General features: G+C 71.1%; 27 protein-coding genes. 14 read left to right on the top strand and 13 right to left on the bottom strand.

Annotation, left to right across the window (positions count from 1 at the left end):
- Window positions 1–11: 11 nt before the first annotated feature.
- Window positions 12–1,097, bottom strand: a complete 1,086-nt coding sequence (locus tag ACTOWL_RS24780) for an Ldh family oxidoreductase (RefSeq protein WP_441323955.1) — start codon at window positions 1,095–1,097, stop codon at window positions 12–14.
- A 270-nt stretch (window positions 1,098–1,367) separates the two neighbouring features.
- Between ACTOWL_RS24780 and tkt the strand changes: the two genes are divergently transcribed.
- Both tkt and gap read left to right on the top strand, forming a co-directional pair.
- Complete coding sequence (tkt, locus tag ACTOWL_RS24785) at window positions 1,368–3,359, top strand: transketolase (protein WP_441323956.1); 1,992 nt, start codon at window positions 1,368–1,370, stop codon at window positions 3,357–3,359.
- A gap of 204 nt (window positions 3,360–3,563) precedes the next feature.
- Entirely contained in the window at window positions 3,564–4,571 is a 1,008-nt protein-coding gene (gene gap / locus ACTOWL_RS24790) for a type I glyceraldehyde-3-phosphate dehydrogenase (RefSeq protein ID WP_441323957.1), read from the top strand.
- Between the two features lie 143 nt (window positions 4,572–4,714).
- Here gap and ACTOWL_RS24795 read toward each other — a convergent pair whose 3' ends face one another.
- Entirely contained in the window at window positions 4,715–6,061 is a 1,347-nt protein-coding gene (locus tag ACTOWL_RS24795) for an ammonium transporter (RefSeq protein ID WP_441323958.1), read from the bottom strand.
- 270 nt (window positions 6,062–6,331) lie between these two features.
- On the opposite strand from ACTOWL_RS24795, the gene ACTOWL_RS24800 reads away from it, so the two are divergent.
- Window positions 6,332–7,471, top strand: a complete 1,140-nt coding sequence (locus ACTOWL_RS24800) for a succinylglutamate desuccinylase/aspartoacylase family protein (RefSeq protein ID WP_441323959.1) — start codon at window positions 6,332–6,334, stop codon at window positions 7,469–7,471.
- A gap of 260 nt (window positions 7,472–7,731) precedes the next feature.
- Window positions 7,732–8,112, top strand: a complete 381-nt coding sequence (locus ACTOWL_RS24805; protein WP_441323960.1) for a dihydroneopterin aldolase — start codon at window positions 7,732–7,734, stop codon at window positions 8,110–8,112.
- A gap of 5 nt (window positions 8,113–8,117) precedes the next feature.
- Here ACTOWL_RS24805 and ACTOWL_RS24810 read toward each other — a convergent pair whose 3' ends face one another.
- From ACTOWL_RS24810 to gstA, 3 genes are all read right to left on the bottom strand, one after another.
- Window positions 8,118–8,492, bottom strand: a complete 375-nt coding sequence (locus ACTOWL_RS24810; protein WP_441323961.1) for a 4a-hydroxytetrahydrobiopterin dehydratase — start codon at window positions 8,490–8,492, stop codon at window positions 8,118–8,120.
- Between the two features lie 64 nt (window positions 8,493–8,556).
- A complete protein-coding gene (locus ACTOWL_RS24815) occupies window positions 8,557–9,150 on the bottom strand; it encodes an isochorismatase family protein (RefSeq protein ID WP_441323962.1) in 594 nt (197 codons plus the stop codon).
- 26 nt (window positions 9,151–9,176) lie between these two features.
- On the bottom strand, window positions 9,177–9,791 hold the full coding sequence (gstA, locus tag ACTOWL_RS24820) for a glutathione transferase GstA (RefSeq protein ID WP_441323963.1): 615 nt from the start codon (window positions 9,789–9,791) through the stop codon (window positions 9,177–9,179).
- Window positions 9,792–9,910: 119 nt separating this feature from the next.
- Between gstA and ACTOWL_RS24825 the strand changes: the two genes are divergently transcribed.
- Entirely contained in the window at window positions 9,911–10,765 is an 855-nt protein-coding gene (locus tag ACTOWL_RS24825) for a LysR family transcriptional regulator (protein WP_441323964.1), read from the top strand.
- On the opposite strand, the gene ACTOWL_RS24830 is transcribed toward ACTOWL_RS24825, so the two are convergent.
- Genes ACTOWL_RS24830 through pxpB form a run of 5 tightly spaced genes read right to left on the bottom strand, consistent with a single transcriptional unit; the run spans window position 10,756 to window position 14,478 of the window.
- Entirely contained in the window at window positions 10,756–11,376 is a 621-nt protein-coding gene (locus ACTOWL_RS24830) for an HD domain-containing protein (protein WP_441323965.1), read from the bottom strand. The two genes, ACTOWL_RS24825 and ACTOWL_RS24830, sit on opposite strands and share 10 nt — an antisense overlap.
- Window positions 11,377–11,380: 4 nt before the next feature.
- A complete protein-coding gene (locus tag ACTOWL_RS24835; protein WP_441323966.1) occupies window positions 11,381–11,854 on the bottom strand; it encodes an NUDIX domain-containing protein in 474 nt (157 codons plus the stop codon).
- Window positions 11,855–11,886: 32 nt separating this feature from the next.
- Window positions 11,887–12,747 (bottom strand): alpha/beta fold hydrolase, encoded by an 861-nt coding sequence (locus ACTOWL_RS24840; protein WP_441323967.1) that lies wholly within the window; start codon window positions 12,745–12,747, stop codon window positions 11,887–11,889.
- Between the two features lie 16 nt (window positions 12,748–12,763).
- Window positions 12,764–13,771, bottom strand: coding sequence for a biotin-dependent carboxyltransferase family protein (locus tag ACTOWL_RS24845; protein ID WP_441323968.1), 1,008 nt, complete (start codon window positions 13,769–13,771; stop codon window positions 12,764–12,766).
- A complete protein-coding gene (gene pxpB, locus ACTOWL_RS24850; RefSeq protein ID WP_441323969.1) occupies window positions 13,768–14,478 on the bottom strand; it encodes a 5-oxoprolinase subunit PxpB in 711 nt (236 codons plus the stop codon). The genes ACTOWL_RS24845 and pxpB overlap by 4 nt, the downstream gene beginning before the upstream one ends.
- 147 nt (window positions 14,479–14,625) lie before the next feature.
- Between pxpB and ACTOWL_RS24855 the strand changes: the two genes are divergently transcribed.
- Both ACTOWL_RS24855 and ACTOWL_RS24860 read left to right on the top strand, forming a co-directional pair.
- Complete coding sequence (locus ACTOWL_RS24855) at window positions 14,626–16,026, top strand: amidase (protein WP_441323970.1); 1,401 nt, start codon at window positions 14,626–14,628, stop codon at window positions 16,024–16,026.
- The gene (locus tag ACTOWL_RS24860) at window positions 16,023–16,481 is read left to right on the top strand and encodes a YcgN family cysteine cluster protein (protein WP_441323971.1); all 459 of its coding nucleotides are present in this window, start codon (window positions 16,023–16,025) and stop codon (window positions 16,479–16,481) included. Before ACTOWL_RS24855 ends, ACTOWL_RS24860 begins: the two co-directional genes overlap by 4 nt.
- 6 nt (window positions 16,482–16,487) lie before the next feature.
- Here ACTOWL_RS24860 and ACTOWL_RS24865 read toward each other — a convergent pair whose 3' ends face one another.
- From ACTOWL_RS24865 to ACTOWL_RS24875, 3 genes are read right to left on the bottom strand one after another with little or no spacing between them, the layout of a single operon-like run.
- On the bottom strand, window positions 16,488–17,084 hold the full coding sequence (locus ACTOWL_RS24865) for a hypothetical protein (RefSeq protein ID WP_441323972.1): 597 nt from the start codon (window positions 17,082–17,084) through the stop codon (window positions 16,488–16,490).
- 10 nt (window positions 17,085–17,094) lie between these two features.
- Complete coding sequence (locus ACTOWL_RS24870) at window positions 17,095–17,730, bottom strand: hypothetical protein (RefSeq protein WP_441323973.1); 636 nt, start codon at window positions 17,728–17,730, stop codon at window positions 17,095–17,097.
- A complete protein-coding gene (locus tag ACTOWL_RS24875; protein ID WP_441323974.1) occupies window positions 17,727–18,458 on the bottom strand; it encodes a MotA/TolQ/ExbB proton channel family protein in 732 nt (243 codons plus the stop codon). Before ACTOWL_RS24875 ends, ACTOWL_RS24870 begins: the two co-directional genes overlap by 4 nt.
- Window positions 18,459–18,655: 197 nt before the next feature.
- Here ACTOWL_RS24875 and ACTOWL_RS24880 point away from each other — a divergent pair, with 197 nt between their 5' ends.
- The 7 genes from ACTOWL_RS24880 (at window position 18,656) to ACTOWL_RS24910 (ending at window position 25,876) form a co-directional block, all read left to right on the top strand.
- The gene (locus ACTOWL_RS24880) at window positions 18,656–20,044 is read left to right on the top strand and encodes a histidine kinase (RefSeq protein WP_441323975.1); all 1,389 of its coding nucleotides are present in this window, start codon (window positions 18,656–18,658) and stop codon (window positions 20,042–20,044) included.
- Window positions 20,041–20,703 (top strand): response regulator, encoded by a 663-nt coding sequence (locus ACTOWL_RS24885; RefSeq protein ID WP_441323976.1) that lies wholly within the window; start codon window positions 20,041–20,043, stop codon window positions 20,701–20,703. Before ACTOWL_RS24880 ends, ACTOWL_RS24885 begins: the two co-directional genes overlap by 4 nt.
- A 186-nt stretch (window positions 20,704–20,889) precedes the next feature.
- Window positions 20,890–21,804 carry a homocysteine S-methyltransferase family protein gene (locus ACTOWL_RS24890; protein ID WP_441323977.1) on the top strand — a complete coding sequence of 305 codons (915 nt, stop codon included), beginning with the start codon at window positions 20,890–20,892 and terminating at the stop codon, window positions 21,802–21,804.
- A gap of 206 nt (window positions 21,805–22,010) precedes the next feature.
- Window positions 22,011–22,910 carry a dihydrodipicolinate synthase family protein gene (locus ACTOWL_RS24895; protein ID WP_441323978.1) on the top strand — a complete coding sequence of 300 codons (900 nt, stop codon included), beginning with the start codon at window positions 22,011–22,013 and terminating at the stop codon, window positions 22,908–22,910.
- Window positions 22,907–23,563 carry a GntR family transcriptional regulator gene (locus ACTOWL_RS24900; protein WP_441323979.1) on the top strand — a complete coding sequence of 219 codons (657 nt, stop codon included), beginning with the start codon at window positions 22,907–22,909 and terminating at the stop codon, window positions 23,561–23,563. The genes ACTOWL_RS24895 and ACTOWL_RS24900 overlap by 4 nt, the downstream gene beginning before the upstream one ends.
- A gap of 50 nt (window positions 23,564–23,613) precedes the next feature.
- Entirely contained in the window at window positions 23,614–24,939 is a 1,326-nt protein-coding gene (locus tag ACTOWL_RS24905; protein ID WP_441323980.1) for an ABC transporter substrate-binding protein, read from the top strand.
- Window positions 24,940–24,982: 43 nt separating this feature from the next.
- Window positions 24,983–25,876: a carbohydrate ABC transporter permease gene (locus ACTOWL_RS24910; protein ID WP_441323981.1), complete on the top strand. Its 894-nt coding sequence runs from the start codon at window positions 24,983–24,985 to the stop codon at window positions 25,874–25,876.
- The last annotated feature ends 4 nt before the right edge of the window (window positions 25,877–25,880 follow it).

Consider the following 25,880-nt stretch of genomic DNA (forward strand, 5'->3'; position numbering starts at 1 on the left):
TCCGGGTGAAACTATGCGTCGCTCCCGTCCCCGTCAACGGAAGCCTCCGGTACCGCAACGCCGACGGTGCCGGCGAAGGCCGTCAGCCGCTCCCAGGTGCGGCGGTCCAGCGGCACGCCGAGCCTTGCACGCTCCGCCGCCTCGCGCTTCTCCGGGTCGCCCGGCGCCATCACCTCCTGCCCCGCCTGGGCCGGCTGCGCCCGCAGATCCGCGAGAATCGCCGCGAGCGACGAATCATAGCCGCCGGCGGCGAAGCCCTGCGGCTTCAGCAGCAGGAAGAAGTGGCCGATATGCACCGGCTGGCCCGGGCCGGTGAACTTGGTCATGCGGAAGCCGTGCGGCATGCCGGTCAGGCTGGCGCACAGGATCTCGACCATCATCGCCAGGCCGGCGCCCTTGTAGCCGTAGCCCAGCCCGCCGACCGGGATCAGGCCGGTGGCGACATGCGGGTCGGTGGTGGCGACGCCGTCGTCGCCGACCGCGACCTCGGGCGGCAGCTTCGTGCCGGTGTCGCGGCGCAGATGCACCCGGTTCAGCGGGACGGCGCTGGTCGCCATGTCCAGCAGCACCGGCTCCTCGTCCCGCGCCGGGGCGGCGAAGCTGATCGGGTTGGTGCCGAAGAAGGGCTTCACCCCGCCATGCGGCACCACCAGCGCGTCGGAATGGGTGCAGCCGAAGGCGATGAAGCCGCGGCGCGCCGCCGCCAGGGTATAGACGCCGGTGGCGCCGTGATGGGCCGAGCGGGTGACCACGGCGGCGGCCAGGCCGGTCTCCTCCGCCAGCTTCGCCGCCTCGTCGATGGCGCGGTAGCTGGCGAGGTGGCCGAGGCCGCCATCGGCGTCGACCACGACGCAGGTCGGCGCCGTGCGGGTCGCGGTCACCGCCGGGGCCGGGTTGACCCGACCGTTCTGCAGCTGGTCGAGATAGAACGGCACCAGCCGCACGCCATGGGTGTCGACGCCGCGGGCCGAGGCGTCGGTCATCGCCCGCGATGTCGCCGCAGCGGCCTCGCCCGACATCCCGGCGCCGCGCAGCAGCGCCGCCGCGAAGTCTTCCAGCACCGCCCGCTGCAGGCGCACCCCGTCGAACCGTTCCATCCCGTCTCTCCGAAGCCCTCTCGGCCGGCACCGCCGGCGTTATGTCCGACTTGTGTAGCGCAGCGCTCCCACGACCTCCAGAGGTTCCGGCCGGCATCGCGAACGTCCGACGTTTCCGAGCCGTTTCCGGCCCGAAATGGGCATTTGGTGGCATTGACGCGGGGGCACCGGGGCTGCATGGTGCCGCCGCCCCCGACGAGCGCGCCGCCTTGACGAGAGCCTGGGCGGGCCATCGTCGGATCCCCGTGCCCCCCGCAACGGATCGATGCCATGAGCGACAGCCCCCGGACCGTGACCCACTCAGACATGGCGAACGCCATCCGCTTCCTGTCCCTGGACGCGGTGGAGGCGGCGAAAAGCGGCCATCCCGGCATGCCGATGGGCATGGCCGACGTCGCCACGGTGCTGTTCAGCCGCTACCTGAAGTTCGACGCCGCCGCCCCGACCTGGGCCGATCGCGACCGCTTCATCCTGTCCGGCGGCCACGGCTCGATGCTGCTCTATTCGCTGCTGTACCTGACCGGCAACAGCAAGATCACGCTCGACGAGATCAAGCATTTCCGGCAGCTCGGCTCCCACACCGCGGGCCATCCCGAGGTCGACCACGACGCCGGGATCGAGACCACCACCGGGCCGCTGGGCCAGGGCCTGGGCAACTCCGTCGGCTTCGCGCTGGCCGAGCGCATCCTGAACGCCCGCTTCGGCGACGACCTGGTCAACCACCACACCTGGGTCACCTGCGGCGACGGCGACCTCGAGGAGGGGATCAGCCACGAGGCCTGCTCGCTGGCCGGGCATCTCAAGCTCGGCCGGCTGATCGTGTTCTACGACGACAACCACATCACCATCGACGGCCCGACCTCGCTGTCCTTCAGCGACGACGTGCAGAAGCGCTTCGAGGGCTATCACTGGCACGTCCAGCGCATCGACGGCCACGACACCGACGCGATCGCCGCCGCGATCGACGCGGCCCTGGCCGATGAGCGGCCGAGCCTGATCGCCTGCCGCACCATCATCGGCTGGGGCGCCCCGAACAAGCAGGGCAGCAGCGCCACCCACGGCTCGCCGCTGGGCAAGGACGAGGTCGCCGCCACCCGCGCCAACCTGAACTGGCCCTACCCGCCCTTCGAGGTGCCGGAGGCCACGGTCGCGGCCTGGCGCGAGATCGGCAAGCGCGGCGAGGCCGAGCGCCTGGCCTGGGACGCCCGCCTGCTGAAGACCCCGGCCGAGGCCCGCGCCGCCTTCCGCCATGCCATGGACGGCACCCTGCCCTCCGGCCTCGACGGCATCCTGGCCAAGTTCAAGGCCGAGATCTCGGAGACCAAGCCGAGCCTGGCCACCCGCGTCGCCTCCGGCCAGGTGCTGGAGCTGCTGGTGCCGGCGATCCCGGAGCTGATCGGCGGGTCGGCCGACCTGACGCCGTCGAACAACACCAAGACCAAGGCCTCGACCGACATCGAGCCCGGCAAGTATGGCGGCCGCTATGTCCGCTACGGCGTGCGCGAGCACGGCATGGCGGCGGCGATGAACGGCCTGACGCTGCATGGCGGCATCATCCCCTACGGCGCCACCTTCCTGACCTTCACCGACTATTGCCGCCCGTCGATCCGCCTGGCGTCGCTGATGCGCCAGCGCGTCGTCTTCGTCATGACCCATGACTCGATCGGCCTCGGCGAGGACGGCCCGACCCACCAGCCGGTCGAGCATGTCGCGGCGCTGCGAGCGATCCCGCATCTGATGGTGTTCCGCCCCTGCGACGCGGTCGAGACCGCCGAGGCCTGGCAGATCGCGCTGGAGACCGAGGACGCGCCGTCGGTGCTGGCGCTGACCCGCCAGAACCTGCCGACGCTGCGCCTCAACGCCAATGCCGAGAACCTGTCGGCCAAGGGCGGGTACATCCTGCGGGAGGCGACCGGCACGCCGCGCGTGCTGCTGGTCGCCACCGGGTCGGAGGTGTCGATCGCCAACGAGGCGCGCGACGCGCTGGAGGCCGAGGGCATCGGCACCCGCCTCGTCTCGATGCCCTGCACGGCGCTGTTCGACCGCCAGCCGTCGGATTATCGCCGCCGGGTGCTGGGCCAGGGCGTGGTCCGGATCGCGGTCGAGGCCGGGGTGCGCCAGGGCTGGGACCACTATATCGGCTCGGAGGGCGGCTTCGTCGGCATGACCGGCTTCGGCGCCTCGGGCCCCTACGACCAGCTGTACAAGCATTTCGGGATCACGGCCGAGGCGGTTGTCGCCGCCGCCAAGGCCAAGCTGTAACGCCGATGCCGGGGACCAACCCCTCCCTCAGCTGTCATCGCCGGGCTTGACCCGGCGATCCAGGGGCCACCGAGAGCGGCTCTTGCCGCCCTGGATGCCCGGGTCAGTCCTCGGATCAAGTCCGAGGACGGGCATGACAAGAAGAGGGACGGGTCGGTCCTGATAGGCTATCGGGTACGAGACCATCGGAGCGGAGAAGACGACATGGCCGTGAAGGTTGCCATCAACGGGTTCGGGCGCATCGGGCGCCTGGTGCTGCGGGCGCTGATCGAATCCGGGCGCAAGGACATCGAGGTGGTCGCGATCAACGACCTCGCCGACGTCAAGACCAACGCCCATCTGCTGAAATACGACAGCGTGCACGGCCGGGCGCCGTTCGACATCGCGGTCGAGGGCGACACGCTGATCGTCAACGGCCACGGCATCAAGGCGGTGCAGCAGCGCGACCCGACCCAGTTGCCCTGGGGCGCGCTGGACGTCGAGATCGCGCTGGAATGCTCCGGCATCTTCACCAAGCGCGACGACGCGGCCAAGCAGCTGACGGCCGGCGCCAAGAAGGTGCTGATCTCGGCCCCGGCGACCGACGAGGACCTGACCGTCGTCTACGGCGTCAACCACGACAAGCTGACCGCCGAGCACAAGATCGTCTCGAACGCCTCCTGCACCACCAACTGCCTGGCGCCCGTCGCCTGGGTGCTGCATGAGGCGGTCGGCATCGAGCACGGCTTCATGACCACGATCCACAGCTACACCGGCGACCAGCGCATCGTCGACACGATGCACAAGGACCTGCACCGGGCCCGGGCCGCGGCGCTGAACCTGATCCCGACCTCGACCGGCGCCGCCAAGGCCGTCGGCAAGGTGCTGCCGGAGCTGAAGGGCAAGCTGGACGGCACCTCGATCCGGGTGCCGTCGCCGAACGTCTCGGTCGTCGACTTCAAGTTCGTCGCCAAGCGCCCGACCACGGTCGAGGAGGTCAACGCGGCGATCAAGCAGGCCGCCGATGGCAAGTTGAAGGACATCCTCGGCTTCTACGAGGAGGACCTGGTGTCGACCGACTTCAACCACGACGCCCGCTCCTCGATCTTCGCGATCAACGAGACCAAGGTCATCGACGGCACCTTCGTGCGGGTGATGAGCTGGTACGACAACGAATGGGGCTTCTCGAACCGGATGGGCGACACCGCGATCGCCATGTCCCAGGCCCGCTGACCCGGGATCCCGGTCCAGGAACGCAGGAGGGCGGCTTCGGCCGCCCTATTTTTTTGCCTGAAAATTCGGCAGCCCGGGGACCGCGCAAAAAAGAGGGGCGTCCCGAAGGACGCCCCAAGTCTGGCCGCCAATGGTGCGACGCGCTATTGCACTGCCTCGCCGTGCAGGGCGAGGTCGAGGCCGTCGCGCTCCGCCTCTTCCGAAACCCGCAGGCCCATCACCGCCTTGATCACGAGCAGCAGCACCAGGGTGACAACGCCGCTCCAGACCAGGGTCGCGACCACGCCTTCGAGCTGGATCCAGAGCTGGCCGGGGTTGCCGTAGAGCAGGCCGGCATAGTCGCCGGCCCCGGCGGACACCGCCGGATCGGCGAAGACGCCGGTCAGCAGGGCGCCGACGATGCCGCCGATGCCATGGACGCCGAACACGTCGAGCGAGTCGTCATAGCCGAACGCCTTCTTGATCGAGGTCGAGGCGATGAAGCAGACGATGCCGGCGACGATGCCGATCACCAGCGCCCCGGTCGGGTTGACGAAGCCGCAGGCCGGGGTGATCGCGACCAGGCCGGCCACGGCGCCGGAGATGACGCCGAGCACGCTCGGCTTACCCTTGCTCGCCCATTCCGCGAACATCCAGGCCAGCGCCGCGGCGGCGGTGGCGATGTGGGTCGCCGCGAACGCCATGCCGGAGCGGCCGTCGGCGGCGAGCCAGGAGCCGGCGTTGAAGCCGAACCAGCCGACCCACAGCAGCGAGGCGCCGATCACGCTGTAGACCAGGTTGTGCGGCGCGAAGGCATGCGCCGCACCGGTGCCGTAGCCCTTGCGCTTGCCGATCACGATGCAGGCGACCAGCCCGGCGATGCCGGCATTGATGTGCACCACCGTGCCGCCGGCGAAGTCGAGCACGCCGAGACTGAAGAGCCAGCCGTTCGGCTGCCACACCCAATGGGCCACCGGCGCATAGACGAGCAGCGACCAGAGCAGCATGAAAACCAGCAGCGACGAGAACTTCATCCGGTCGGCGAAGGCCCCGACGATCAGCGCCGGCGTGATCGCGGCGAAGGTCATCTGGAACATCATGTAGACCGATTCCGGGATGACCGTGGCGACCGGGGCCGCCGCCCCGCCCGCGCCGAGCGTGAACACGCCCGAGACCGGCAGGCCATTGAGGAAGAAACGCGAGAGATCCCCGAGATAGGGACCGCCATTGGTGAAGGCGAGGCTGTAGCCGAGCACCATCCAGGCGATGCTGATCAGGCAGGTGGTGGCGAAGCACTGCATCAGCATCGACAGCACGTTCGCCTTCCGCACCATGCCGCCGTAGAACAGCGCCAGACCCGGAATGGCCATCATCAGGACCAGCAGCGTGGAGGTCTGCATCCAGGCCGTCGCCCCCGAATCCGGCACGGCCGGCGCGTCCTGCGCCAATGCCGGCAGGGCGAGCAGCAAGGCCGCCCCTACTAGTCCTGTCCCCCAAAACGTCCGCTTCATTGAGTCGTCTCCAGCCTTCGTCTTCCCGGCTGACGGTCGGCAGCCGCCCTGTCGGCACCGGCTCGAACCGCCCTTCGCCCCGGTCCAAGCAAGTGCCGTGCCGGTTCTGCCGAGGTGGCCGAAGGCGAGGCTCGCCGCCGATCGGCAAATCACCAATGATTAAATTCTAGGCAACCAATGCGGCACTGGCGAAAATTTAGACGGCATTGCCGCTGATGCCTTCCGACGGCCACCGCGCTAGGGTGCCACGCCTTCCGTCAGAGAGCCGCCATGAGCAAGACCGTCAGCCAGATCCCGCTGCCCTCGCCCGCCCTCGGGACCAGCCGCACCGTCACCGTGCACCGCTACGGCCAGCCCGGGGCCTGCCCCAAGGCCTATGTCCAGGCCGGGCTGCACGCCGACGAGCTGCCGGGCATGCTGGCGGCCCACCACCTGCTGCGCCGGCTCGATGCGCTCGACGCCGCCAGGGCGATCAAAGGCGAGATCGTGGTGGTGCCGGTCGCCAACCCGATCGGCCTGTCGCAATCGGTGCTGGAATATCACATCGGTCGCTTCGCCCTGGACGGGCGCGGCAACTTCAACCGCCACTACCCCGACCTGGCCCCGATCGTGGCGCCGCGCATCGCCGGCCAGCTGACCGGCGACACCGAGCGCAATGTCCGGCTGGTGCGCGCGGCCCTGCTGGCGGCGCTGGCGGAGCACCAGCCGGCCGGCGAGACCGGCGCGCTGCGCAAGCTGCTGCTGGGCCTGTCGATCGACGCCGATCTCGTGCTCGACCTGCATTGCGACAACCGGGCGCCGGTGCATGTCTATCTCGGCACGCCGCTGTGGCCGGATGGCGAGGACCTGGCCCGCGAGTTCGGGGCCGAGGCGGTGCTGCTGGCCGAGGAGTCCGGCGACAACCCATTCGACGAGGCCAATTCGTCGCCGTGGTGGGTGCTGCGCCGGCTGCTCGGCGACGAGCATCCGCTGCCGCCGGCCTGCCTGGCGGCGACGATCGAGCTGCGCGGCCAGGCCGATGTCGACGACGACACCGCCGGGGCCGACGCCGACGCGCTGATCCGCTTCCTGCAGCGCCGCGGCGTGGTGGCCGGCGATCCCGGCCCGCTGCCCGAGGCGCGGTGCGAGGCGACGCCGCTGGCCGGCAACGAGATGCTGCGCGCCCCGGTCGCCGGCATCGTCACCTATGCGCAGCCGCTCGGCGCCCGGCTGCGCCGCGGCGAGCACGTGGCCGACATCGTCGATCCCACCGCTTCCCCCGACCAGGCGCGCACGCCGCTCCATGCCGGGGTCGACGGGGTGCTGTGGTCGCAGTGCCTGCACCGGCTGGTGCGGCCCGGCGACGTCATCGCCAAGATCGCCGGCGCCGAGCCGATCGAGGGCCGCGGGGCCATCCTGCTGACGACCTGATCGGGTCCGGATCCGCCTCGCCGAGGTGGCGGGAGCCATGCACGCGGCGCGTGCATTTCCTCTCGCCTTCCCGGGCCGATCGGGGCAGGATGCTCCTCCTCGGGCCATTGCACGGCCAGACTGCCCGTGCCTCGCCATCGGACCCTCGGCCGGCAGAGTCACGGCCCTGAATCCGCCAATCGGATCGCCCCATGAGTGCCCCGAATCGTTCCCCGATCCCGCTCGTCACGCGCGCCGGATCGAAGCCGACATCCTTTCCGGTGGCCGAGACCGCGCGCCCGGCCACCTATCTGATCCGGCTGCGCCATTTCGTCGTGCCGATGTCGATCGGCGTCTATGCCCATGAGGAGCAGCGGCGCCAGCGCGTCCGCATCAGCGTCGAGATGGAGGTCGAGCTGCCGCCGGGTGGCATCGGCGACGACATCGGCCGCGTCCCCTCCTATGAGGGGCTGGTGCAGGGCCTGCAGGCCCTGGCCGAGACCGAGCATGTGCGGCTGATCGAGACCGTCGCCGAGCATGTGCTGGACCTCGCCATGGCCCATCCGATGGTGCTGCGGGCGGTGGCCGAGGTCGAGAAGCTCGACGTCTTCCCCGAAGCCGATTCCATCGGCGTCCGCTTCGAACGCCGCCGCGAGGGCTGACCCCCTCAGTCGTACTTGATGTAGGCGAAGCGCGCGTCGGTCGGCGTGCCGTCCAGCCCGCCCCCCTCGCGGGCCGGCTGCCAGGCCACCACCTCCTCGATCTTGCGGGCCAGGGCGAAGTCGCGGTCGGTGATGCCGCCGCCGGCATCATGCGTGTTCAACCGGACCTCGACCCAGCCCCAGGAGGCGGCGATCTCCGGATGGTGCCAGGCGGCCTCGGCCAGATGGCCGATGGCGCCGATCGCCAGCATCGTGCCCTTCCAGCCATGCGTCTCATAGCGCCGGCTGATACTGCCGTCCTGGTAGCGCCAGCGCGGCAGGTCGCGGGCCAGGCGGGCCTCGACCTCCGCGGGCGGGTAGGCGTGCGGTTTGGCGGCCATGGCGATCCTCCCGGTGGGATCGGCGGCCCCGGCGGGCCGCCTTCACTCCCGAGAGGATAGCGCGTCAGTCGCGGACGGCATCCCCCTGCGCGACAACCACGGCGAAGCGGTCGGCCAGGGCGGTCAGCGCCGCCCGGTGCACCTCCGCCGCCGGCCGCACGCCGCCGAGCGGATCCGGCAGGTCGCGAGTGCCGCAGGCCGCGGCGACGACCGTCGAGAACAGGCCGTGGTCGACCGCCGAGCGGGTGGTGGCGTCGACGCACATATGAGTCATGAAGCCGACCGTCACCAGCTTGGAACGCCCGGTCACGGCGATGCGCCCGGCCAGGTCGGTGCCGGCGAAGGCGTTGGGCAGGCCTTTCTTCACCACCACCTCCCCGGCCGCCGGCGCCACCGCCGCGATCGGGGCGACATAGGGGCCGTCGACGTCGAACAGGCCGCCCTTGCGCTCGTTCAGCACATGGATGATCGGGGTGCCGAGGCGGCGCGCCCGGGCCAGCAGCGCGGCGGCCGCCTCGACCGCAGCGCTCCATCCGGGCAGGGACAGCTGGCCGTCGCTGTATTCGCGCTGCATGTCGATCAGCACCAGCACCGCCTCCGACAGGGCGGCGGGCTGGAGCCGGGCGCCGGCATGGTCGAGCAGGGTCTTGGGAAGCATGGGTCGTCTCCAGGAAAGAAGGGGGGTCAGGCGGCTTCGGCCGGCGCTTCGGCGGCCAGCGCGGCGGTCACCGACGGGGGGGCGCCGATGCGCCGCAGATAGGCCGCGATCGCCGGCCAGCGGCCGAGGTCGATGGCGAAGAACCGGGTCCAGCCCAGCACCGTGAACAGATACGCGTCGGCGACGCTGAAGCCGTCCTCGAGCAGATGGTCCCGCTGCCGCAGCGCGTCCTCGATCACGGCGAAGCGGCGGAACAGCTTCTCGCGGAAGATCGCCTTCGCCTCCTCCGGCAGGGCCGCGTTGAACAGCGGGCTGAGGCCGGCATGGATCTCGCTGGTCATGAAGTTCAGCCATTCCTGCAGCCGAACCCGCTCCCAGGTCCCGTTCGGCGGCGCCAGGCCAGCCTCGGGCTTCAGGTCAGCCAGGTATTGCAGGATCGCCGGCCCCTCGGTCAGCACCCGGCCGTCGTCGAGTTGCAGCGCCGCGACATAGCCCTTGGGGTTGATCGCCAGGAAATCGCCGCCATCGGCGGTTTTCTTGGTCCGGTTGTCGACCCGGACCAGGGTGAAGGGCAGGCCGAGCTCGCGCAGGACGATGTGCGGCGACAGCGAGCAGGTCTCGGGGGCGTAGTACAGCTTCATCCGGCACTCCGGCATCGGGCCGCCGCAGGGATCGCGGCGGATCACGCGATCGAACTTGGCCGCCGCCATGCCTGCAGGAAAGCCGAGATTCTGCCGGGCGCATCTGCAATACTGCAGACATGGATTGGGATCTCGCCCGCTTCGTCCTGGCGATCGCCCGGCACGGCACTGCCTCAGCCGCGGCGCAGGCGCTGGGGGTCGACCAGACCACTGTGTCGCGCCGCCTCGCCGCCGCCGAAGCCGTTCTGGGTGTGCCGCTGTTCGAGCGGGTCGACCGGCGGTTCCGGCCGACCCCGGTCGGGACCGCCGTCGCGGTCCAGGCGGAGGCGATGGAGCGGGCGGCCGCCGCCATCGCCCATGCCGCGCGCGACCGCGAGGCGGCGCTGTCCGGCCCGATCCGGATCGCGGCGCTGCCCAGCTTCGCCTCCTGGCTGATCCCGCGCCTCGGCGCGCTGCACCGGCGCCATGCCGGGCTGCGGCCGCCGATCCTGAGCGCGGAGACGACTGCGGATCTGGAGCGCCGCGACGCCGATATCGCCCTGCGCCTGGCCCGGCCGCGCGCCGGCGACCTGGCGGCGCGGCTGGCCGCCCGGATCGGCCACGCCGTCTATCGCGCGCGGGGCACCGATGGCGACGGCTGGATCGCCCTGGACGAGGCGCATGAGGAGCTGCCGCAGAGCGTCTGGCTGCGCGACCAGCCCGGCGGCCGCGACCCGCTGCTGCGGGTGAGCGGCGGCATCGAGCTGCTGGCCGCGGTCCAGGCCGGCCTCGGCCGCGCCATGCTGCCCTGCTTCATGGCGGATGAGGAGCCGGGGCTGGAGCGCCTGTCCGGCCCCGTCCCGGTGGTCACGCGCGAGCTCTGGCTGGTCCTGCCCGGCCCGGCCAAAGACGTGCCGCGCATCCGGACCGTGGCCGACTGGCTCGCGACCGCGCTGGCGGAGGACCGTGCCCGGCTGGAGGGCGTTCAGGCCTGACCGGGCTCGGGAACCCAGCTCTTCTCCCGATCGGCATGGCCGTAGAGACGCTCGACCAGCAGCCGCACCGTCGGGTCGCTGTCCAGCGCCTCCTGCATCCGGCTGAAGGTCCGGGTCCGGGTAACGCCGTGCTCGTGCCAGGACTTGCCGCCGCTGGCCACGTTCTGGGCGAAGGCCTGCAGCCGGTCGAGGGCGCGGGCGAAGCGAGCCTCCGGCGTCTCGCCGGCCTCGAACTCGGTCCACCAGCCATGCACCCTGTCGCGCAGGTCGGGCGGCAACAGGCCGAACAGCTTCACCGCCGCCTCGGCCTCGCGCGCCGCCTGGTCCTGCCGGCCGACATCGTCATAGGCGAAGGTGTCGCCGGCATGGATCTCGACCAGATCGTGCGTCAGCACCAGCGACAGGACCTTGGCGATGTCGACCTCGAAGCCGATCTCGTCCTTCAGCAGCAGAGCGTAGAGCGCCATGTGCCAGGTGTGCTCGGCGTCGGTCTCGCGCCGGCTGCCGTCGGTCAGATAGTTCTGCCGGGTGATCTGCTTGAACTGGTCGCAGACCAGCAGGAAGTCCTGGATCTGGGCCAGGCGGTCGGCGGGCGGGGGCGTTTCGCTCATGGGATCACCAGACGGGGTCGATGCTGCGGTGGCCGAGGATCTCCTGGATCCGACGGTGGGTCGCGCCGTGGATGTCGCGCGGCAGGTCGTCGGCCGGGAAGAAGCGGGCCTCGGCGATCTCGAAGGACAGGCGGCCGCCGGACGGGCGCCAGCGGTCGGCCAGGAACACCGCGACATGGTCGCAGCGCAGCTGGTCGAAATGGGCGTAGACCGAGAACAGACGGTCGACCGATTCGACCTCGACCGCCGCCTCCTCGCGCGCCTCGCGCACGGCGCAGGCCTCGAAGCTCTCCCATTTCTTCACCCCGCCGCCGGGGAAGAACCAGCCGGGGCGGTAGGTGTGGTGCACCAGCAGGAAGCGCCCCTCCCCGTCCCGCACCACCATGCGGGCACCGAGGGTCAGCGGCTTGCGCAGCCGCAGATAGGCGTTGTGGGCGCGGTGCAGCAGGCGCGGCAGGGTGCGGCGGGCCGATTTCATGGCCGCAGATGACCCGGCGGAGCTGGCCTGTGTCAACCGGCCACGAACCCCGCGATCGCCGCCCGCAGCGCCTCCGGCTCGTCGACCCGGATCGAGTGGCTGCTGTCCTCGAAGATGCGCAGGGCCGAGCCCGGGATCAGGCGGTGGATCTCCTCGGAGAATTCGGGCGGGCAGATCCAGTCGTGCCGGCCGGCCAGGATCAGGGTCGGCGCGGTGATCCGCGCCAGCTCCGGCCGCAGATCGAGCCGGCGCAGGAAGCCGTCGGGGCCGAAGGCGCGGTTGATCGCGTCCGGCGAATGGATCGCCCGCCCCTGCGTCGCCGCCGCCGCCGCCGGGTCGTAGCGGCGGGAATAGAGCGGCCCCATCGCCTGGTAATAGGCCTCCAGCTCCGCCTCGGTGCGAAAGCCGCCGGCCCACAGCCTCTCCCCCGCCGCGACCTGCTCGGCATTGCCGCGTTCGCGGAGAATCTCCTGCGCCCGCGGGATGAAGCCGGCGTGCGCGGCGGTGACGATCAGCACCAGATGCGACACCGCCTCCGGATAGCGCGCGGCATGCGCCATCGCGACCATGCCGCCATAGCTGGTGCCGATGCTGACGATCGGGCCGAGGCCGAGATGGCGGCGCAGCGCCTCCATGTCCTCGACATTCTCGTCGAGCGTGTAGCGCGCCGGGTCGCCGCGGGCGGAGCGGCCCTGGCCGCGATGGTCGAAATAGACCAGTTGCAGGTGCTGGGCCAGCGGGCTCAGGCTCGGCTTGAAGCCGCTGTGGTCCGAGCCCGGGCCACCATGGATCAGGAAGCCGGTCGGCCGCTCGCGCATCGCGCCGCCGTCCGGCACCAGCCCGGCGCCGTCGATGTCGAACCAGATCTCGGTGTCGCGGAGCTTCGCGCGCATCTCGTCCTCTCGAAATTCAGATCCCGGCGTGCACCGCCACCCCGGCGGCCAGGCGCCGCAGGTCCAGCCGCGCCTGCCGGCGCCGCTCCTCGGCCTCGGCCAGCCCGACCGGCACGAAGCGCAGCACGTCGCCCGGGCGCAGCTGGCCCAGCACCGGCAGGTCGGACTCGATCACCTGGGCGATCCGCGGATAGCCGCCGGTGCTCTGGGCGTCGGCCATCAGCACGATCGGCTTGCCCTCCGGCGGCACCTGCACCGTGCCGGTGGTCACCGCCTCGGACAGCAGGTCGCGGGGGTACGACAGGCTCAGCGCCGGCCCGTCCAGCCGGTAGCCCATGCGGTCGGAGCGCGGGCTGACGGTGAAGCGCTCATTGTGGAAGGCGGCCAGGCTGTCGGGGTCGAAGGCGGTCGCCTGCAGCCCCGGCAGCACCCGGACATGCGGCGAGCGCCGCAGCGACGGGTCGAGATCGGCGGCGGCGGACCAGCCGGTGGTGGCGAAAGGCCGGTCGCCGCGCTCCGCCGCCAGCAGCTTGGCCAGGCGCTGGCCCAACGCCGTCGGCGCGCCGGCCGGCAGCCGGTCGCCCGCCTTGAGCGCCCGCCCTTCGAACCCGCCGAGTCCCGCCCGCAGATAGGTCGAGCGGCTGCCCAGCACCGGCGCCACGGCGATGCCGCCGGCGATCGCCAGATAGCTGCGGCAGCCGATATACGACGGGGTGAAGCGCAGCTCCGCCCCCGCCGGCACCAGCACCGGCCGGCGCAGCGGCAGCGCCTCGCCGCCCACCGTCCCGCGCATGCCGCCGCCGGCCAGCGCGATCAGCGTCTCGGCCTCGAAGCGCAGCACCGCCCCCATCAGCGTCATCTCGAGCGTGGCGGCGCCGGGATCGTTGCCGGCCAGGATGTTGGCGACGGCGTGCGACCGCCGGTCCATCGCCCCGCCCACCACCACGCCGTGGCGGCGATGGCCGAAGCGGCCGAGATCCTGCACCGTCGACAGCAGGCCGGGGTCGAGCACGGCAACGGTCACTTGGCAACTCCGGCCAGGGCCTCGAACGCCGCCGCCGCGATCGGGCGGAAGCGGATGCGGTCGCCGGCCGCCAGCAGGCAGGGCGGGTCCTCGCCCGGCAGGAACAGCGCCAGCGGCGTGCGGCCGATCAGGTTCCAGCCGCCCGGGGATTCGACCGGGTAGATCCCGGTCTGCGGCCCGCCGATGGCGACCGAGCCGGCCGGGATCTTCAGCCGCGGCGAGGCCCGGCGCGGCGTCGCCAGCCGCTCCGCCAGCCCGCCGAGGAAGGGGAAGCCGGGGCTGAAGCCGATCATGTGCACCCGGTACTCGCCGCCGGAATGCAGCGCGATCACCTCCTCTTCGGTCAGACCGTGATGCTGGGCCAGCTCGGCCAGGTCCGGGCCGAAGCCGCCGCCATAGGCGACCGGGATCTCGACCAGCCGGGGCTCCCCCAGCGCCGCCGGGTCGAGGCCGGACAGCCGCGCCTCCAGCAGCCGCTGCACCGTGGCCGCCGGCGGCTCGTCGCGGTCGCGCGGCACGGCGTCGGGATCGAAGAACACGGCCAGCGTGGCGAAGCCGGGCGAGGCCTCGACGAAGCCGGGGAACGGGTCGCGCTCCAGCGACAGCGCGAGGGCGTGGATGGCGTCGGCGATCGCCGGATCGATGGTCTCGCCGAAGCGCACCACCATCGCGGTCTCGGTCATCACGGCGATCGACGCAGCAGGCACGGGTCTCTCCTCGAATCCTGTCCCAAGCCATAGCGCGGCAACGCCCGCGGCGGAAGCATGGTGGTCCGCCTCTTGATTAGCCCGCCGGGGCGGCGATGATGGGCACGACGCCATCGTACCACCCCATAGCGACCCGGGAGACCCCGCGTGACCGATCCGGCCCTGTTGTCGGCAGCCGAGCTGTCGAGCCTCTACGCCGCCCGCGACCTGTCCCCGGTCGAGGCGACGCAGGCCAGCCTCGCCCGGATCGAGCGGCTGAACCCGCAGCTCAACGCCTTCTGCGGCGTCCACGGCGAGGACGCGCTGGCCGCGGCCCGGCAGTCGGAGGCGCGCTGGCACGAGGGCCGGCCGCTGAGCCCGATCGACGGCGTGCCGACCTCGGTGAAGGACCTGGTCCTGGCCCGCGGCTGGCCGACGCTGCGCGGGTCGAAGACGGTCGACCCGGCCGGCCCGTGGGACCAGGACGCGCCGTCGGTGGCGCGGCTGCGCGAGGCCGGGGCGGTGCTGGTCGGCCGCACCACCACGCCGGAATTCGGTTGGAAAGGCGTCACCGATTCGGTGCTGACCGGCATCACCCGCAACCCGTGGGACCCGACGAAGACGCCCGGCGGCTCCTCCGGCGGCGCGGCGGTGGCGGCGGCCACGGGCATGGCGGCGCTGAACATCGGCAGCGACGGCGGCGGGTCGATCCGCATCCCCGCCGGCTTCACCGGCATCTTCGGGCTGAAGCCCAGCTTCGGCCGGGTGCCGGCCTATCCGCTCAGCCCCTTCGGCACCGTCTCGCATCTCGGGCCGATGACCCGCACGGTGCGCGACGCCGCGCTGATGCTGTCGGTGCTGGCCCGGCCCGACCCGCGCGACTGGACCGCCCTGCCCTTCCCGGTGACCGATTTCACCGAGGGGCTGGAGGATGGCGTCCGCGGCCTGCGCATCGCCTATGCCCCGACCCTGGACGACGCGCCGGTCGACCCCGAGATGGCGGCCTCGGTGGCGCAGGCGGCGGAGGTCTTCGCCGGCCTCGGCGCCCGGGTCGAGACGGTGACGCTGGACCTGCCCGACACCGGCCCGATCTTCCGCGCCCACTGGTTCGTCGGCGCGGCGACGCTGCTGTCCTCGATCCCGGAGGAGAAGCACGCCCTGATCGACCCCGGCCTGCGCGCCGTGGCGGCCGAGGGTGCGGCGATCCCGCTGCTCGACTACACCCGGGCGACGCTGGCCCGCGGCCGGCTGGGCGTGGCGATGAACCGGTTCCACCAGGACTGGGACCTGCTGCTGATGCCGTCCCTGCCGATCCCCGCCTTCGCCGCCGGGCAGGCGGCGCCGACGGCGCCGGACGGCTCGTATTGGGCGAACTGGACGCCCTTCACCTACCCCTTCAACCTGACGCAGCAGCCGGCGGCCAGCGTGCCCTGCGGCCTGACCGCGGCGGGCCTGCCGATCGGCCTGCAGATCATCGGCCCGATGTTCCGGGACGCGCTGGTGCTGCGCGCCGCCCGCGCCTTCGAGGCGCTGCACCCGGCACCGCTGCCGCCGCTGGCCCGATCGTGACCGAGACCAAGCCCTTCTGGCGCCGCAAGCGCCTGGACCAGATGACCCGCAAGGAGTGGGAGTCGCTGTGCGACGGCTGCGGCCGCTGCTGCCTGCACAAGCTGCGCGACGCCGACGAGCCGCCGGACACGCCCAACGTCGACTACACCGACATCGCCTGCAAGCTCTTGGACACTCACAGCTGCCGCTGCACGCACTACCCGACCCGCCGCCGCTACGTGCCGGACTGCGTGCAGCTGACGCCGAAGAATGTCGACCATCTCGGCTGGATGCCCTCGACCTGCGCCTACCGCCTGCTGTCCGAAGGCCACGATCTGTACTGGTGGCACCCGCTGGTCTCCGGCGACCCGGAGACGGTGCACATCGCCGGCATCAGCGTGCGCGACAAGGTGATCTCCGAGGTGGAGGTCGAGGAGGACGAATACGAGGACCATATCGTCGAGTGGCCCGCTTAGAAGCCCTCACGGGATGTTCTTCGGCGGCAGCACCGGCCTGGGCAGCGGGATCAGGTCGACCGATTTGGACTGGCCGCCGAGGAACTCCGGGTCGAGCAGCCCGCCGCCGGAGGGGTCGCCGCCCGGCGGCGCCCCGGCGTTGACGAACCCCATCACGCCGGCATGCGACGGGCTGCCGAAATACTGCGCCCGGCCGCCCTGCGGATTGCCCTTCTCGATCTCCGCCTGCGCGGCCGAGACCCGGCCGGCCAGCTCCGGCGAATAGGGCAGCAGATAGGCCCGCGGCACGCCGCTGGGCAGGTTGGAATCGTCCAGCTCCTCCAGCCAGAGATGGATGGCGCCAAGCTCGCCGCGCGACGGGTTCGGCTCCAGCACGCGGGTCCACAGCACCTGGAAGCGATCCGGCACCGCCACCGGCGCCGACCAGCCGAGCAGCCCCTGCGTGGCGAAGAACACCGCGACATAGGCGACGCTCGCGGCCAGGATCGCGGCGATCTTGACCAGCCGGCGCACCGGCAGCCCGATCATCACCGCGAGCAGGATCGTGCTCAGCAGCACATAGGCCAGGGCCAGGCCGAGGACGCTGCTCTCCAGCCCGGTCATCACGGCCCCCTCATGGCTGCCCGACCTGCCAGGTCCGGTTGAAGGTCTGCAGGATCGACCGCGCGATATGGCTGGTGCCGGTGACCGCGCCCTTCTGGTCCAGGGTGAAGCGGACGATGGTCCGCTCGGTCCCGCCCTGGCCGGACTCGATCGTCTCCTTGGCCACGATCGTCACGATCGGGTTCAGCTTCTGCACCGTCACCGTCACCGGCACCGGTTTCCCGGTCAGGGCCGCGAAGTGATAGAGGTTCACGGTGTATTCGCCGGCGACGATGCCGCGGATGGTAACCAGCTCCTGCCGCGTCGCGGTCGGCACCTTGACGCCGTTGACCAGGACGAAGTCGTTCAGGCCGCCGCGGTCGTCGCGGTCCAGCACCATGAAGCCGGCGTCGCGCCGGCGGTACCAGACGACATTGCCGATCGGGTCCTGGACGAAGATGTCGAAATCGTCGGGATGATTGTCCGGCCAGTCCAGGCTGATCATGAACTCGGCCTTGCTGTCGACCTTCCCCTCCTTCGCCTCCGGCGCCACGATCAGCAGCGCCACGAAGAACAGGAAGGCCAGGATCTGCAGCGCCTTGAACAGCACCACGCTGAACGGGTCGAAGGCGTCTTCGCGCGGCAGCAGCTCGAAATCGTCGATCATTCGGCGGGCGCCCGGCTGTCCAGCGCCGAGACGACATGGACCTCGGTGAGGTCGACCGCGAAGGCGAAGATCTTCGCCGTGGCGCTGTCCAGCAGCGAGTACTGGATCTTGAGCAGGACCGAACCCGCCAGGCCCACCAGCGTGGTGTACATGGCCACCGCCATGCCGTCGCTCATCAGCGACATCGACGACCGCACCGCCTCGCGGTTCTCGGTGTCCAGCCCGGCGATCGGCGCCAGCATCATGATGAAGCCGATGATCGTGCCCAGCAGGCCGAGCTTCATCAGCGTGTCGCTGGCGAAAGCGCCGAAGGCATTCGACCCGCGCAGCCGGCTGGCGAGGACGCGCAGCAGCAGCGTCTGGTCGAGCCGCTCGGCGCCCTGCAGCGCCGCCTTGGTGGCGAGGTCGCGGATATGGCCGGAGACGAGGCCGGACGGCAGGCCACCCTCGGTCAGGACCCGGCGGCCGTTCCCGACCACGGCCCGGGCCGCCTTCACCGCTGCGTCGCCTTCCCGCGAGATCGCCAGCACGCGCCACAGGCAGTGCAGGCTGCTGGCGACGTAGAGCACCGAGATGATCAGCGAGATGTGGGTCGGGTCGCTGGCCACCATCCGGCCGATCAGGCCGAAATACCACAGCAGGACGACGGCGAAGAGGCTGACGCCGGTGAAGATCAGCCAGGGCAGCAGCGGGTCGCGCCCGGGCAACTCGAATCCGCGTTCGCTCATGCAGGGCTCCGACGGCAGGGGATCGACCGTCCGAAGCCTATCGGCCCGGCAGGACAAAGGGCCTGGGCACCGGTCCCGAACCGGCTTGGGCAATATGCCCGAGTTGCGCCGCCGGCCGGCCCGTCGCGGCCTCCGCGCTTGCCAGCCCCGGGCCGGGCGACCAGTATCGGCAAGATCCATTCGCGCGGGGGCGAAAAATGAACCTGTTCGTTCATCTCGTCTTGCGTCTCGCCGGCGTCGTCCTGCTCTGCCTGGCCTGCGCCGTCGGCTGGGTGCTGCTCGACACGCACCGCGCCATCGAGAAGGAGGCCTCGGCCTCCGCCGACCGCGTCGCCGGCGCGCTCGAGACGCTGTACTGGCGTGAGCTGCTGTGGCGCGGCGGGCTGAGCCGCCAGCATCTGGTGCCGATCCCGGACTGGGAAACCATGGCGACGATGAAGGTCATCTCGCCCGGTGTCTGCGTCACCTTCTCTCCCGGCAGCGAGCCGCCGCGCGGCCTGTGCAGCCAGTTGGAGGCGATCGGCGATCCGGCGCCTTCCTGGTTCCAGGCCGTCTACGACCATGTCTTCGGCGCCTATGCCCGGGTCGAACGCCCCCTGTCCGCACGGCAGCCCCTGGCCGGCGTGGTCACGGCCGAGCCCGACCGCGGCGCCGCCATCCGCCAGGCCTGGCACCAGATCGATGTCGTGCTCAGCGTCGCGGCGCTGCTCGCCGCCGGCATCGGCATCCTGGCCGCCGCGCTGGTCGGGCAGTCGCTGATGCCGGCCCGGACCATCGTCGCCGGCCTGCAGCGCCTCGGGCGAGGCGATTACAGCTACCGCCTGCCCGGCTATCGCACGGCGGAGTTCGACCAGATCTCCCGCGCGGTCAACGACCTGACCGCCCGCCTGGCCGAGACCACGGCGCAGCGGATGGCGCTGACCAACCGCCTGTTCCAGGTGCAGGAGGAGGAGCGCCGGGCGCTGGCCCGGGACCTGCACGACGAGTTCGGCCAGTGCCTCGCCGCCGTCGGCGCCCTGGCCACGGTGATCGAGCTGGAGGCGGCGGACCGCCCCGACCTCGCCAAGGACGCGCGCTCAATCCGCGAGACCAGCAAGCGGATGACGGCGACGCTGCGCGGCGCCCTGGCCCGGCTGCGGTCGCAGGAGGTCGAGGAGCTCGGCCTGGAGGCCAGCCTGGCCCAGCTCGTCGCCGGGTGGAACGCGCAGAAGGACCGGCAGGCCGCCTTCCATCTCGACATCGTCGGCAGCCTCGCCGGGGTGCCCGAGGCGACCGGCCTGAGCATCTACCGCATCGCCCAGGAATGCCTGACCAACGCCGCCCGCCACGGCAAGCCGCGCGACGTCCGGCTGCAGGTGGAGCGCGTCGATACGGAGGGCCGCGACGCCGTGGCCGTGAGCGTCGAGGATGACGGAGGCGGCACCCTGTCGCGGCTGGGCTGGGCCCCGGGCTACGGCATCCTCGGCATCCGCGAGCGGGTCACGGCGCTGGGCGGCAGCCTGTCGATCAGCCAGGCGCGCTGGGGCGTGCGCGTCGCCGCGCTGATCCCGCTGCTGCCCGCCCGCGAGGCGCCGGCCGCGGCATGACCGAGCTGACCATCCTGCTGGTCGACGACCATCCCGTGGTGCGGGAGGGCTATCGCCGGCTGCTGGAGCGCACGCCGGGCTACAAGGTGGTGGCGGAGGCGCATGACGCCGCCTCCGCCTACCAGGCCTATCAGAGGTCCAGGCCCGACGTGGTGATCATGGACCTCTCGCTGCCCGGCATCGGCGGGATCGAGGCGCTGCGGCACATCCGGCAATGGGACCGCGACGCGCGCATCCTGATCTTCACCATGCACAGCGGTGCCGGCTTCGCCCTGAAGGCGTTCGAGGCGGGGGCGGCCGGCTACGTCACCAAGGGCAGCGACGCCGCCGAGCTGGTCAGCTCGGTCGCGGTCGTCGCCCGGGGCGGCCGGGCCATGAGCAACGACGTGGCCCGCGAGATCGCCGCCGAACGCCTCGCCCGGCCGACCTCCCCGCTGGACGAGCTCAGCCCGCGCGAGACCGAGATCCTGCGCCTCGTCGCCTCGGGCTGGTCGGATGAGGAGATCTCGGCCTCGCTGCATCTCAGCCTGAAGACGGTCCGCAACTACCACTACCAGATCAAGGCCAAGGTCGGCGCCCGCACCGACGCCCATCTGGTGTGGCTGGCCATGGGCATGGGCCTGGTCCAGGCCGGACCGCAGGCCGCCGCCCCGAAGTGAGTTCAGGAAGAAGGTAAGGTTCAATTCTATTGTCATCGCCGGGCTTGACCCGGCGATCCAGGGGCCACCCAGAGCGGCATCGACATTTCTGGATGCCCGGGTCAAGCCCGGGCATGACAGTTTGTCCTGGCGGCGGGGCTGCCGGGACTGCAGTGTCTCGTCGCCAACGGAACCGATGGATTCGACATGTCAGGACCCGGCGTGACGCTGCTGGATGGCGGCATGGGGCGGCAACTCGCCCGGATGGGCGCGCCGTTCCGGCAGCCGGAATGGTCGGCGCTGGCGCTGATCGAGGCGCCCGAGACGGTGCAGGCGGCGCATGCGGCCTTCATCGCCGCCGGGGCGGAGGTGATCACCACCAACAGCTACGCGCTGGTGCCCTTCCACATCGGCGAAGAGCGTTTTTCCGCACACGGGCTGGAGCTGGCCGACTTGTCGGGACGGCTGGCGCGCCGGGCCGCGGAATCGGCCGCCACGCCGGTGCGGGTGGCGGGATCGCTGCCGCCGCTGTTCGGCTCCTACCGCCCCGACCTGTTCGAGCCGGAGCGCGCGCCGGAGATCGCCCGGATCCTGGTCGAAGGGCTGGCGCCGCATGTCGATTTCTGGTTGGCCGAGACCCAGAGCTCGATCCGCGAGGTCGCCGCAGCGGCCGCGGCGGTGGCCGGGCGCGGAAAACCGCTGTGGATCTCCTACACCATCGAGGACGAGCGGCCAGAACTCGGCATGCCGCGGCTGCGCTCCGGCGAGGCGGTGGACGAAGCGGTGAGCGCGGCGCTCGATCTCGGCGCCGAGGCCGTGCTGTTCAACTGCAGCCAGCCCGAGGTGATGGGCGACGCCGTCACGGCTGCCGCCCAGGTGATCGGCGCGGCCCGGTCGCCGGTCCGGATCGGCGTCTACGCCAACGCCTTCCCGCCGCAGCCGGAGGACGCCGCCGCCAATGACGGCCTGTCGGAGCTGCGGGCCGATCTCGACCCCGACCGCTATCTCGGCTGGATCCGGCGCTGGGCCGGCCTCGGCGCCTCGCTGGTCGGCGGCTGCTGCGGCATCGGCCCGGAGCACATCGCCCGCCTCCGCGCGGCGCTGCCGGAGCTCACCGCGTAGGTTGGGTTCGCGAAGCGAACCCAACACCCCGCCGACGGAGCAAACCTGTTGGGTTCGCGGCCGCGAACCCAACCTACTCGGCTCGCCCGATCGATTCATTTTTGTTCGACATATTGACGTCCTCCGCCCTCTGCGCTACGACTGACATGTCAGATCGATATCACTGCCCGCGCGGAGCCTGCGCGGCAGATGACAGGGAGTTGGACGTGCCCCAGCCAGGCGAGCGTTTCGGCCTTTCCGCGGCCTTGACCGTCCCCTTCCGGCCGGACGGGCGTGTCGATTTCCCGCGCTTCGTCGCGCATGTGCGCTGGTGCCTGGCGCAGGGCTGCCGCACCGTCACCGCCTTCGGCACCACCGGCGAGGGCGCCGCCTTCTCGCTGTCCGAGCGCGAGCAGGTGCTGGGCGCCCTGGCCGGTGCCGGCATCGAGGGGCGCCAGCTGGTCGGCGGCATCTCCGCCTCCTCGGCCGAGGACGCCGTGGCGCAGGCGCGGATGGCGCTGGACTTCGGGGCCGACGCGCTGCTGCTGCCGCCGCCCTTCTACTTCAAGGGCGTCGGCGATGACGGCCTGTTCGCCTGGTTCGCCCGGGTGTTCGAGCAGCTCGGCGCCGCCGCCCGCGGCGTGATCCTGTATCATATCCCCAGCGTCACCCAGGTGCCGCTCTCGGTCGAGCTGGTCGGCCGGCTGCGCGCCGCCTTTCCGGAGGTGATCCGCGGCGTCAAGGATTCCTCCGGCAGCTGGGACTATGCCCAGGCCCTGCTGGCGCAGCATCGCGACCTGGCGATCCTGATCGGCGATGAGCGCTGCCTCGCCGCCGCGGTCCGGCTCGGCGGCCAGGGCGCCATCTCCGGCATCGCCAACATCTACCCCGAGGCGATGCTGCCGCTGGTGCAGGAGGGGCGCGACGACGACCGCATCCAGCGCCTGGTCGAGGCCCTGCTGGCCTATCCGGTGATCCCGGCGGTCAAGGCGCTGGTGGCGAACCGCACCGGCGATCCCACCTGGCTCGCCACCCGCGCGCCGCTGCAGCCGCTGTCGCCGGCCGAGGCGGCACGGCTCGGCGCCGCGGCGGACAGCCTGTTCACGACGATGGCGGCGACCGGATGAGTGAAGGCGAACCGCTGAAGCTGCGCGAGAAGGCCTATGACAGCTTCACCCAGCACCTCCTGGCCAACAACCTGCACGCCGGGCAATTCATCTCCCAGCGCGAGCTGGTGGCGCTGACCCAGATGCCGCTCGGCGCCATCCGCGAGCTGGTGCCGCGGCTGGAGGCCGAGGGGCTGATCAAGACCGTGCCGCAGCGCGGCATGCAGATCATGCACATCGACCTGACCATGATCCGCGACGCCTACCAGTTCCGGCTGTTCCTGGAGAAGGAGGCGACCGCCGCCTTCACCCGCACCGTGACCGACGGGGGCCTCGAGGTGCTGCGGGCGCAGCATGAGGAGATCATCGCCCGGGTCGAGCGCGAAGGCCCCACGCCGCAGGTGGTCGACGACGCCCAGGCCACCGATTGGGGCCTGCACGACATCATCATCGACGCGCTGGGCAACGAGATCATCTCCAAGACCTATCGCGTCAACTCGATCAAGATCCGGCTGATCCGGCGCGAGCTGACCGGCATCGCCGGCCTCGTCGTGCCGGTGATGCGGGAGCATCTCGGCATCATCGACGCGATCGCGACCCGGGACCCGGTCCGCGCCGCCGAGGCGATGACGGCGCATATCGCCAACGCCCGGAACCGCGCCCTCGGGCTGTAACCGAAGCGGCCGGGCCCAAGCCCGGCTCAACCAAGCATAGGGAGGACACCATGACATCCATGTTGAATCTGAGCCGCCGCTCGCTCCTCGCCGGCACCGCAGCCGCTGCCGCCGCGGCGGCCCTGCCCCGCATGGCCTGGGCCGCGCCGGACTGGAAGAAATACGCCGGCACCCATATCGAGGTGAACCTGGTCAAGAGCCCGCGCAGCGAGACCATCGCCCGGAACCTGAAGGAATTCACCGACCTGACCGGCATCGATGTCGGGCTGGAGCAGACGCCGGAGCAGCAGCAGCGGCAGAAGGCGGTGATCGAGTTCAACAGCGGCGCGCCGAGCTTCGACGTCATCCATCTCAGCTATCATGTGCAGAAGCGGATGTTCGAGAAGGGCGGCTGGCTGGCCGACCTGCGGCCGTTCCTGGCCGACCCGGCCCTCGCCGACCCGGCCGTCAGCCTGACCGACTTCTCCAGCGCCGGCCTGGCCTACGCCACCGCCGACGACGGCGCCATCGGCAGCCTGCCGCTCAGCGTCGACTACTGGATCATCTACTGGAACAAGGAGCTGTTCGCGGCCAAGGGGCTGAAATACCCGACCAGCTTCGAGGAGCTGGTGTCCGCCGCCGAGGCGCTGACCGACCCGGCCGCCGGCACGTATGGCTTCGTCGCCCGCGGCATGAAGAACGCCAATGTCCCGGTCTGGACGTCCTTCATGCTCGGCAACGGCGTCGCCCCGCTCGCCGACGACCGCAGCCTGGCCACCACCTCGGACGGCGCGGTCGAGGCGGCGAAGCTGTACCAGCGCCTGCTGACCAAGGCGGCCCCTCCCGGCGTCGCCGGCTTCAACTGGAACGAGTGCCAGTCGGCCTTCCTGCAGGGCAAGGTCGGCATGTGGCTGGACGGCGTCGGCTTCGCCAAGCCGCTGGAGGATCCGAAGCTGTCGCGCGTGGTCGGCAAGACCGGCTACGGCGTCATGCCGAAGGGCCCGCAGGCCCAGGCCTCCGCCACCTTCGGCGACGGCATCGGCGTGACCAAGGCCAGCGAGAACAAGGAGGCCGCCTTCCTGTTCTGCCAATGGGCGGTGTCGCGCACGGTGCAGGCCGACCTGCTGCAGAGCGGCTCGGGCGTGCCGTTCCGCACCTCGATCCTCGACGATGCCGAGGTGCGCAAGGGCGTGACCCTGCCGGCCGACTGGATCGACGCCGTCGTCGGCTCGTCCAAGGTCAGCAAGCTCGGCCTGCCGGTGATCGTGCCGGTGACCGAGTTCCGCGACATCTTCGGCATCGCCCTGACCAACATCGCCGGCGGCGCCGACCCGGCGGCCGAGCTGGCCAAGGCGACCGAGCAGTTCAAGCCGATCCTGGCCAAGAGCGAGGCCTGAACCGATGACGGCCGCGGACGCCGGGGTGGGACGGAGACAACGCGTGCGGGCGCGGCGGCCGAACGCCGTCGCGCCGACCCTGCGCACCTACCTGCCCTTCATCCTGCCGGCGGTGCTGGTGGTCGGGACGGTGATCGTCTTCCCCTGGGCCTTCACCGGCTGGGTCAGCCTGCATGACTGGCAGGCCACCGGCGCCGGCGGCTTCATCGGCCTCGACAACTACGCCCAGCTGTTCGCCGACGCCCGCTTCGGCGAGGCGGTGTGGCACACGCTGCTCTACACCGCCCTGTCCGTGCTGCTGCCGCTGGTCCTTGGGCTGGCGGCGGCGCTGGTGTTCAACGAGCGCTTCCCTTTGCGCGGCCTGGCCCGCGGCATCGTGATCATGCCGATGATGGCGACCCCGGTCGCCATCGCCCTGGTCTGGACCATGATGTTCCACCCGCAGCTCGGCGTGCTGAACTACCTGCTCAGCCTGGTCGGGCTGCCGCCCTCACTGTGGGTGTTCGACCAGGCCACGGTGATCCCGTCGCTGGTGCTGGTCGAGACCTGGCAGTGGACGCCGCTGGTCATGCTGATCGTGCTGGGCGGCCTGTCGGCATTGCCGACGGAACCCTATGAGAGCGCCCAGATCGACGGCGCCAGCTGGCTGCAGCAGTTCCGCTACCTGACCCTGCCGATGATCTCGCCCTTCCTGATGGTGGCGGTGATCATCCGCTCGATCGACGCGCTGAAGAGCTTCGACATCATCTACGCCATCACCCAGGGCGGCCCGGGCACGGCGTCGGAGACGATCAACATCTACCTCTACACCCAGGCCTTCACCTACTACGACATCGGCTACGGCTCGGCGATCGCGGTGGTGTTCTTCGGCATCGTCGTCGCCATGTCCCTGGCGCTGCTGTGGCTGCGCCAGCGCGCCAAGCTCGCGGCCACCTGAGGAG

This window comes from Inquilinus sp. CA228, assembly GCF_052078665.1.
Classification (GTDB): domain Bacteria; phylum Pseudomonadota; class Alphaproteobacteria; order DSM-16000; family Inquilinaceae; genus Inquilinus.

Coding starts and splice junctions, on each gene's coding strand:
- ACTOWL_RS24900 (WP_441323979.1), top strand. CDS start 22,907: ATGAGTGAAGGCGAACCGCTGAAGCTGCGCGAGAAGGCCTATGACAGC.
- ACTOWL_RS24870 (WP_441323973.1), bottom strand. CDS start 17,730: ATGATCGACGATTTCGAGCTGCTGCCGCGCGAAGACGCCTTCGACCCG.
- ACTOWL_RS24885 (WP_441323976.1), top strand. CDS start 20,041: ATGACCGAGCTGACCATCCTGCTGGTCGACGACCATCCCGTGGTGCGG.
- gap (WP_441323957.1), top strand. CDS start 3,564: ATGGCCGTGAAGGTTGCCATCAACGGGTTCGGGCGCATCGGGCGCCTG.
- ACTOWL_RS24815 (WP_441323962.1), bottom strand. CDS start 9,150: ATGCTTCCCAAGACCCTGCTCGACCATGCCGGCGCCCGGCTCCAGCCC.
- ACTOWL_RS24835 (WP_441323966.1), bottom strand. CDS start 11,854: ATGAAATCGGCCCGCCGCACCCTGCCGCGCCTGCTGCACCGCGCCCAC.
- ACTOWL_RS24780 (WP_441323955.1), bottom strand. CDS start 1,097: ATGGAACGGTTCGACGGGGTGCGCCTGCAGCGGGCGGTGCTGGAAGAC.
- ACTOWL_RS24875 (WP_441323974.1), bottom strand. CDS start 18,458: ATGAGCGAACGCGGATTCGAGTTGCCCGGGCGCGACCCGCTGCTGCCC.
- ACTOWL_RS24905 (WP_441323980.1), top strand. CDS start 23,614: ATGACATCCATGTTGAATCTGAGCCGCCGCTCGCTCCTCGCCGGCACC.
- ACTOWL_RS24880 (WP_441323975.1), top strand. CDS start 18,656: ATGAACCTGTTCGTTCATCTCGTCTTGCGTCTCGCCGGCGTCGTCCTG.
- ACTOWL_RS24865 (WP_441323972.1), bottom strand. CDS start 17,084: ATGACCGGGCTGGAGAGCAGCGTCCTCGGCCTGGCCCTGGCCTATGTG.
- ACTOWL_RS24825 (WP_441323964.1), top strand. CDS start 9,911: ATGGATTGGGATCTCGCCCGCTTCGTCCTGGCGATCGCCCGGCACGGC.
- ACTOWL_RS24795 (WP_441323958.1), bottom strand. CDS start 6,061: ATGAAGCGGACGTTTTGGGGGACAGGACTAGTAGGGGCGGCCTTGCTG.
- ACTOWL_RS24830 (WP_441323965.1), bottom strand. CDS start 11,376: ATGAGCGAAACGCCCCCGCCCGCCGACCGCCTGGCCCAGATCCAGGAC.
- tkt (WP_441323956.1), top strand. CDS start 1,368: ATGAGCGACAGCCCCCGGACCGTGACCCACTCAGACATGGCGAACGCC.
- gstA (WP_441323963.1), bottom strand. CDS start 9,791: ATGAAGCTGTACTACGCCCCCGAGACCTGCTCGCTGTCGCCGCACATC.
- ACTOWL_RS24840 (WP_441323967.1), bottom strand. CDS start 12,747: ATGCGCGCGAAGCTCCGCGACACCGAGATCTGGTTCGACATCGACGGC.
- ACTOWL_RS24890 (WP_441323977.1), top strand. CDS start 20,890: ATGTCAGGACCCGGCGTGACGCTGCTGGATGGCGGCATGGGGCGGCAA.
- ACTOWL_RS24800 (WP_441323959.1), top strand. CDS start 6,332: ATGAGCAAGACCGTCAGCCAGATCCCGCTGCCCTCGCCCGCCCTCGGG.
- ACTOWL_RS24810 (WP_441323961.1), bottom strand. CDS start 8,492: ATGGCCGCCAAACCGCACGCCTACCCGCCCGCGGAGGTCGAGGCCCGC.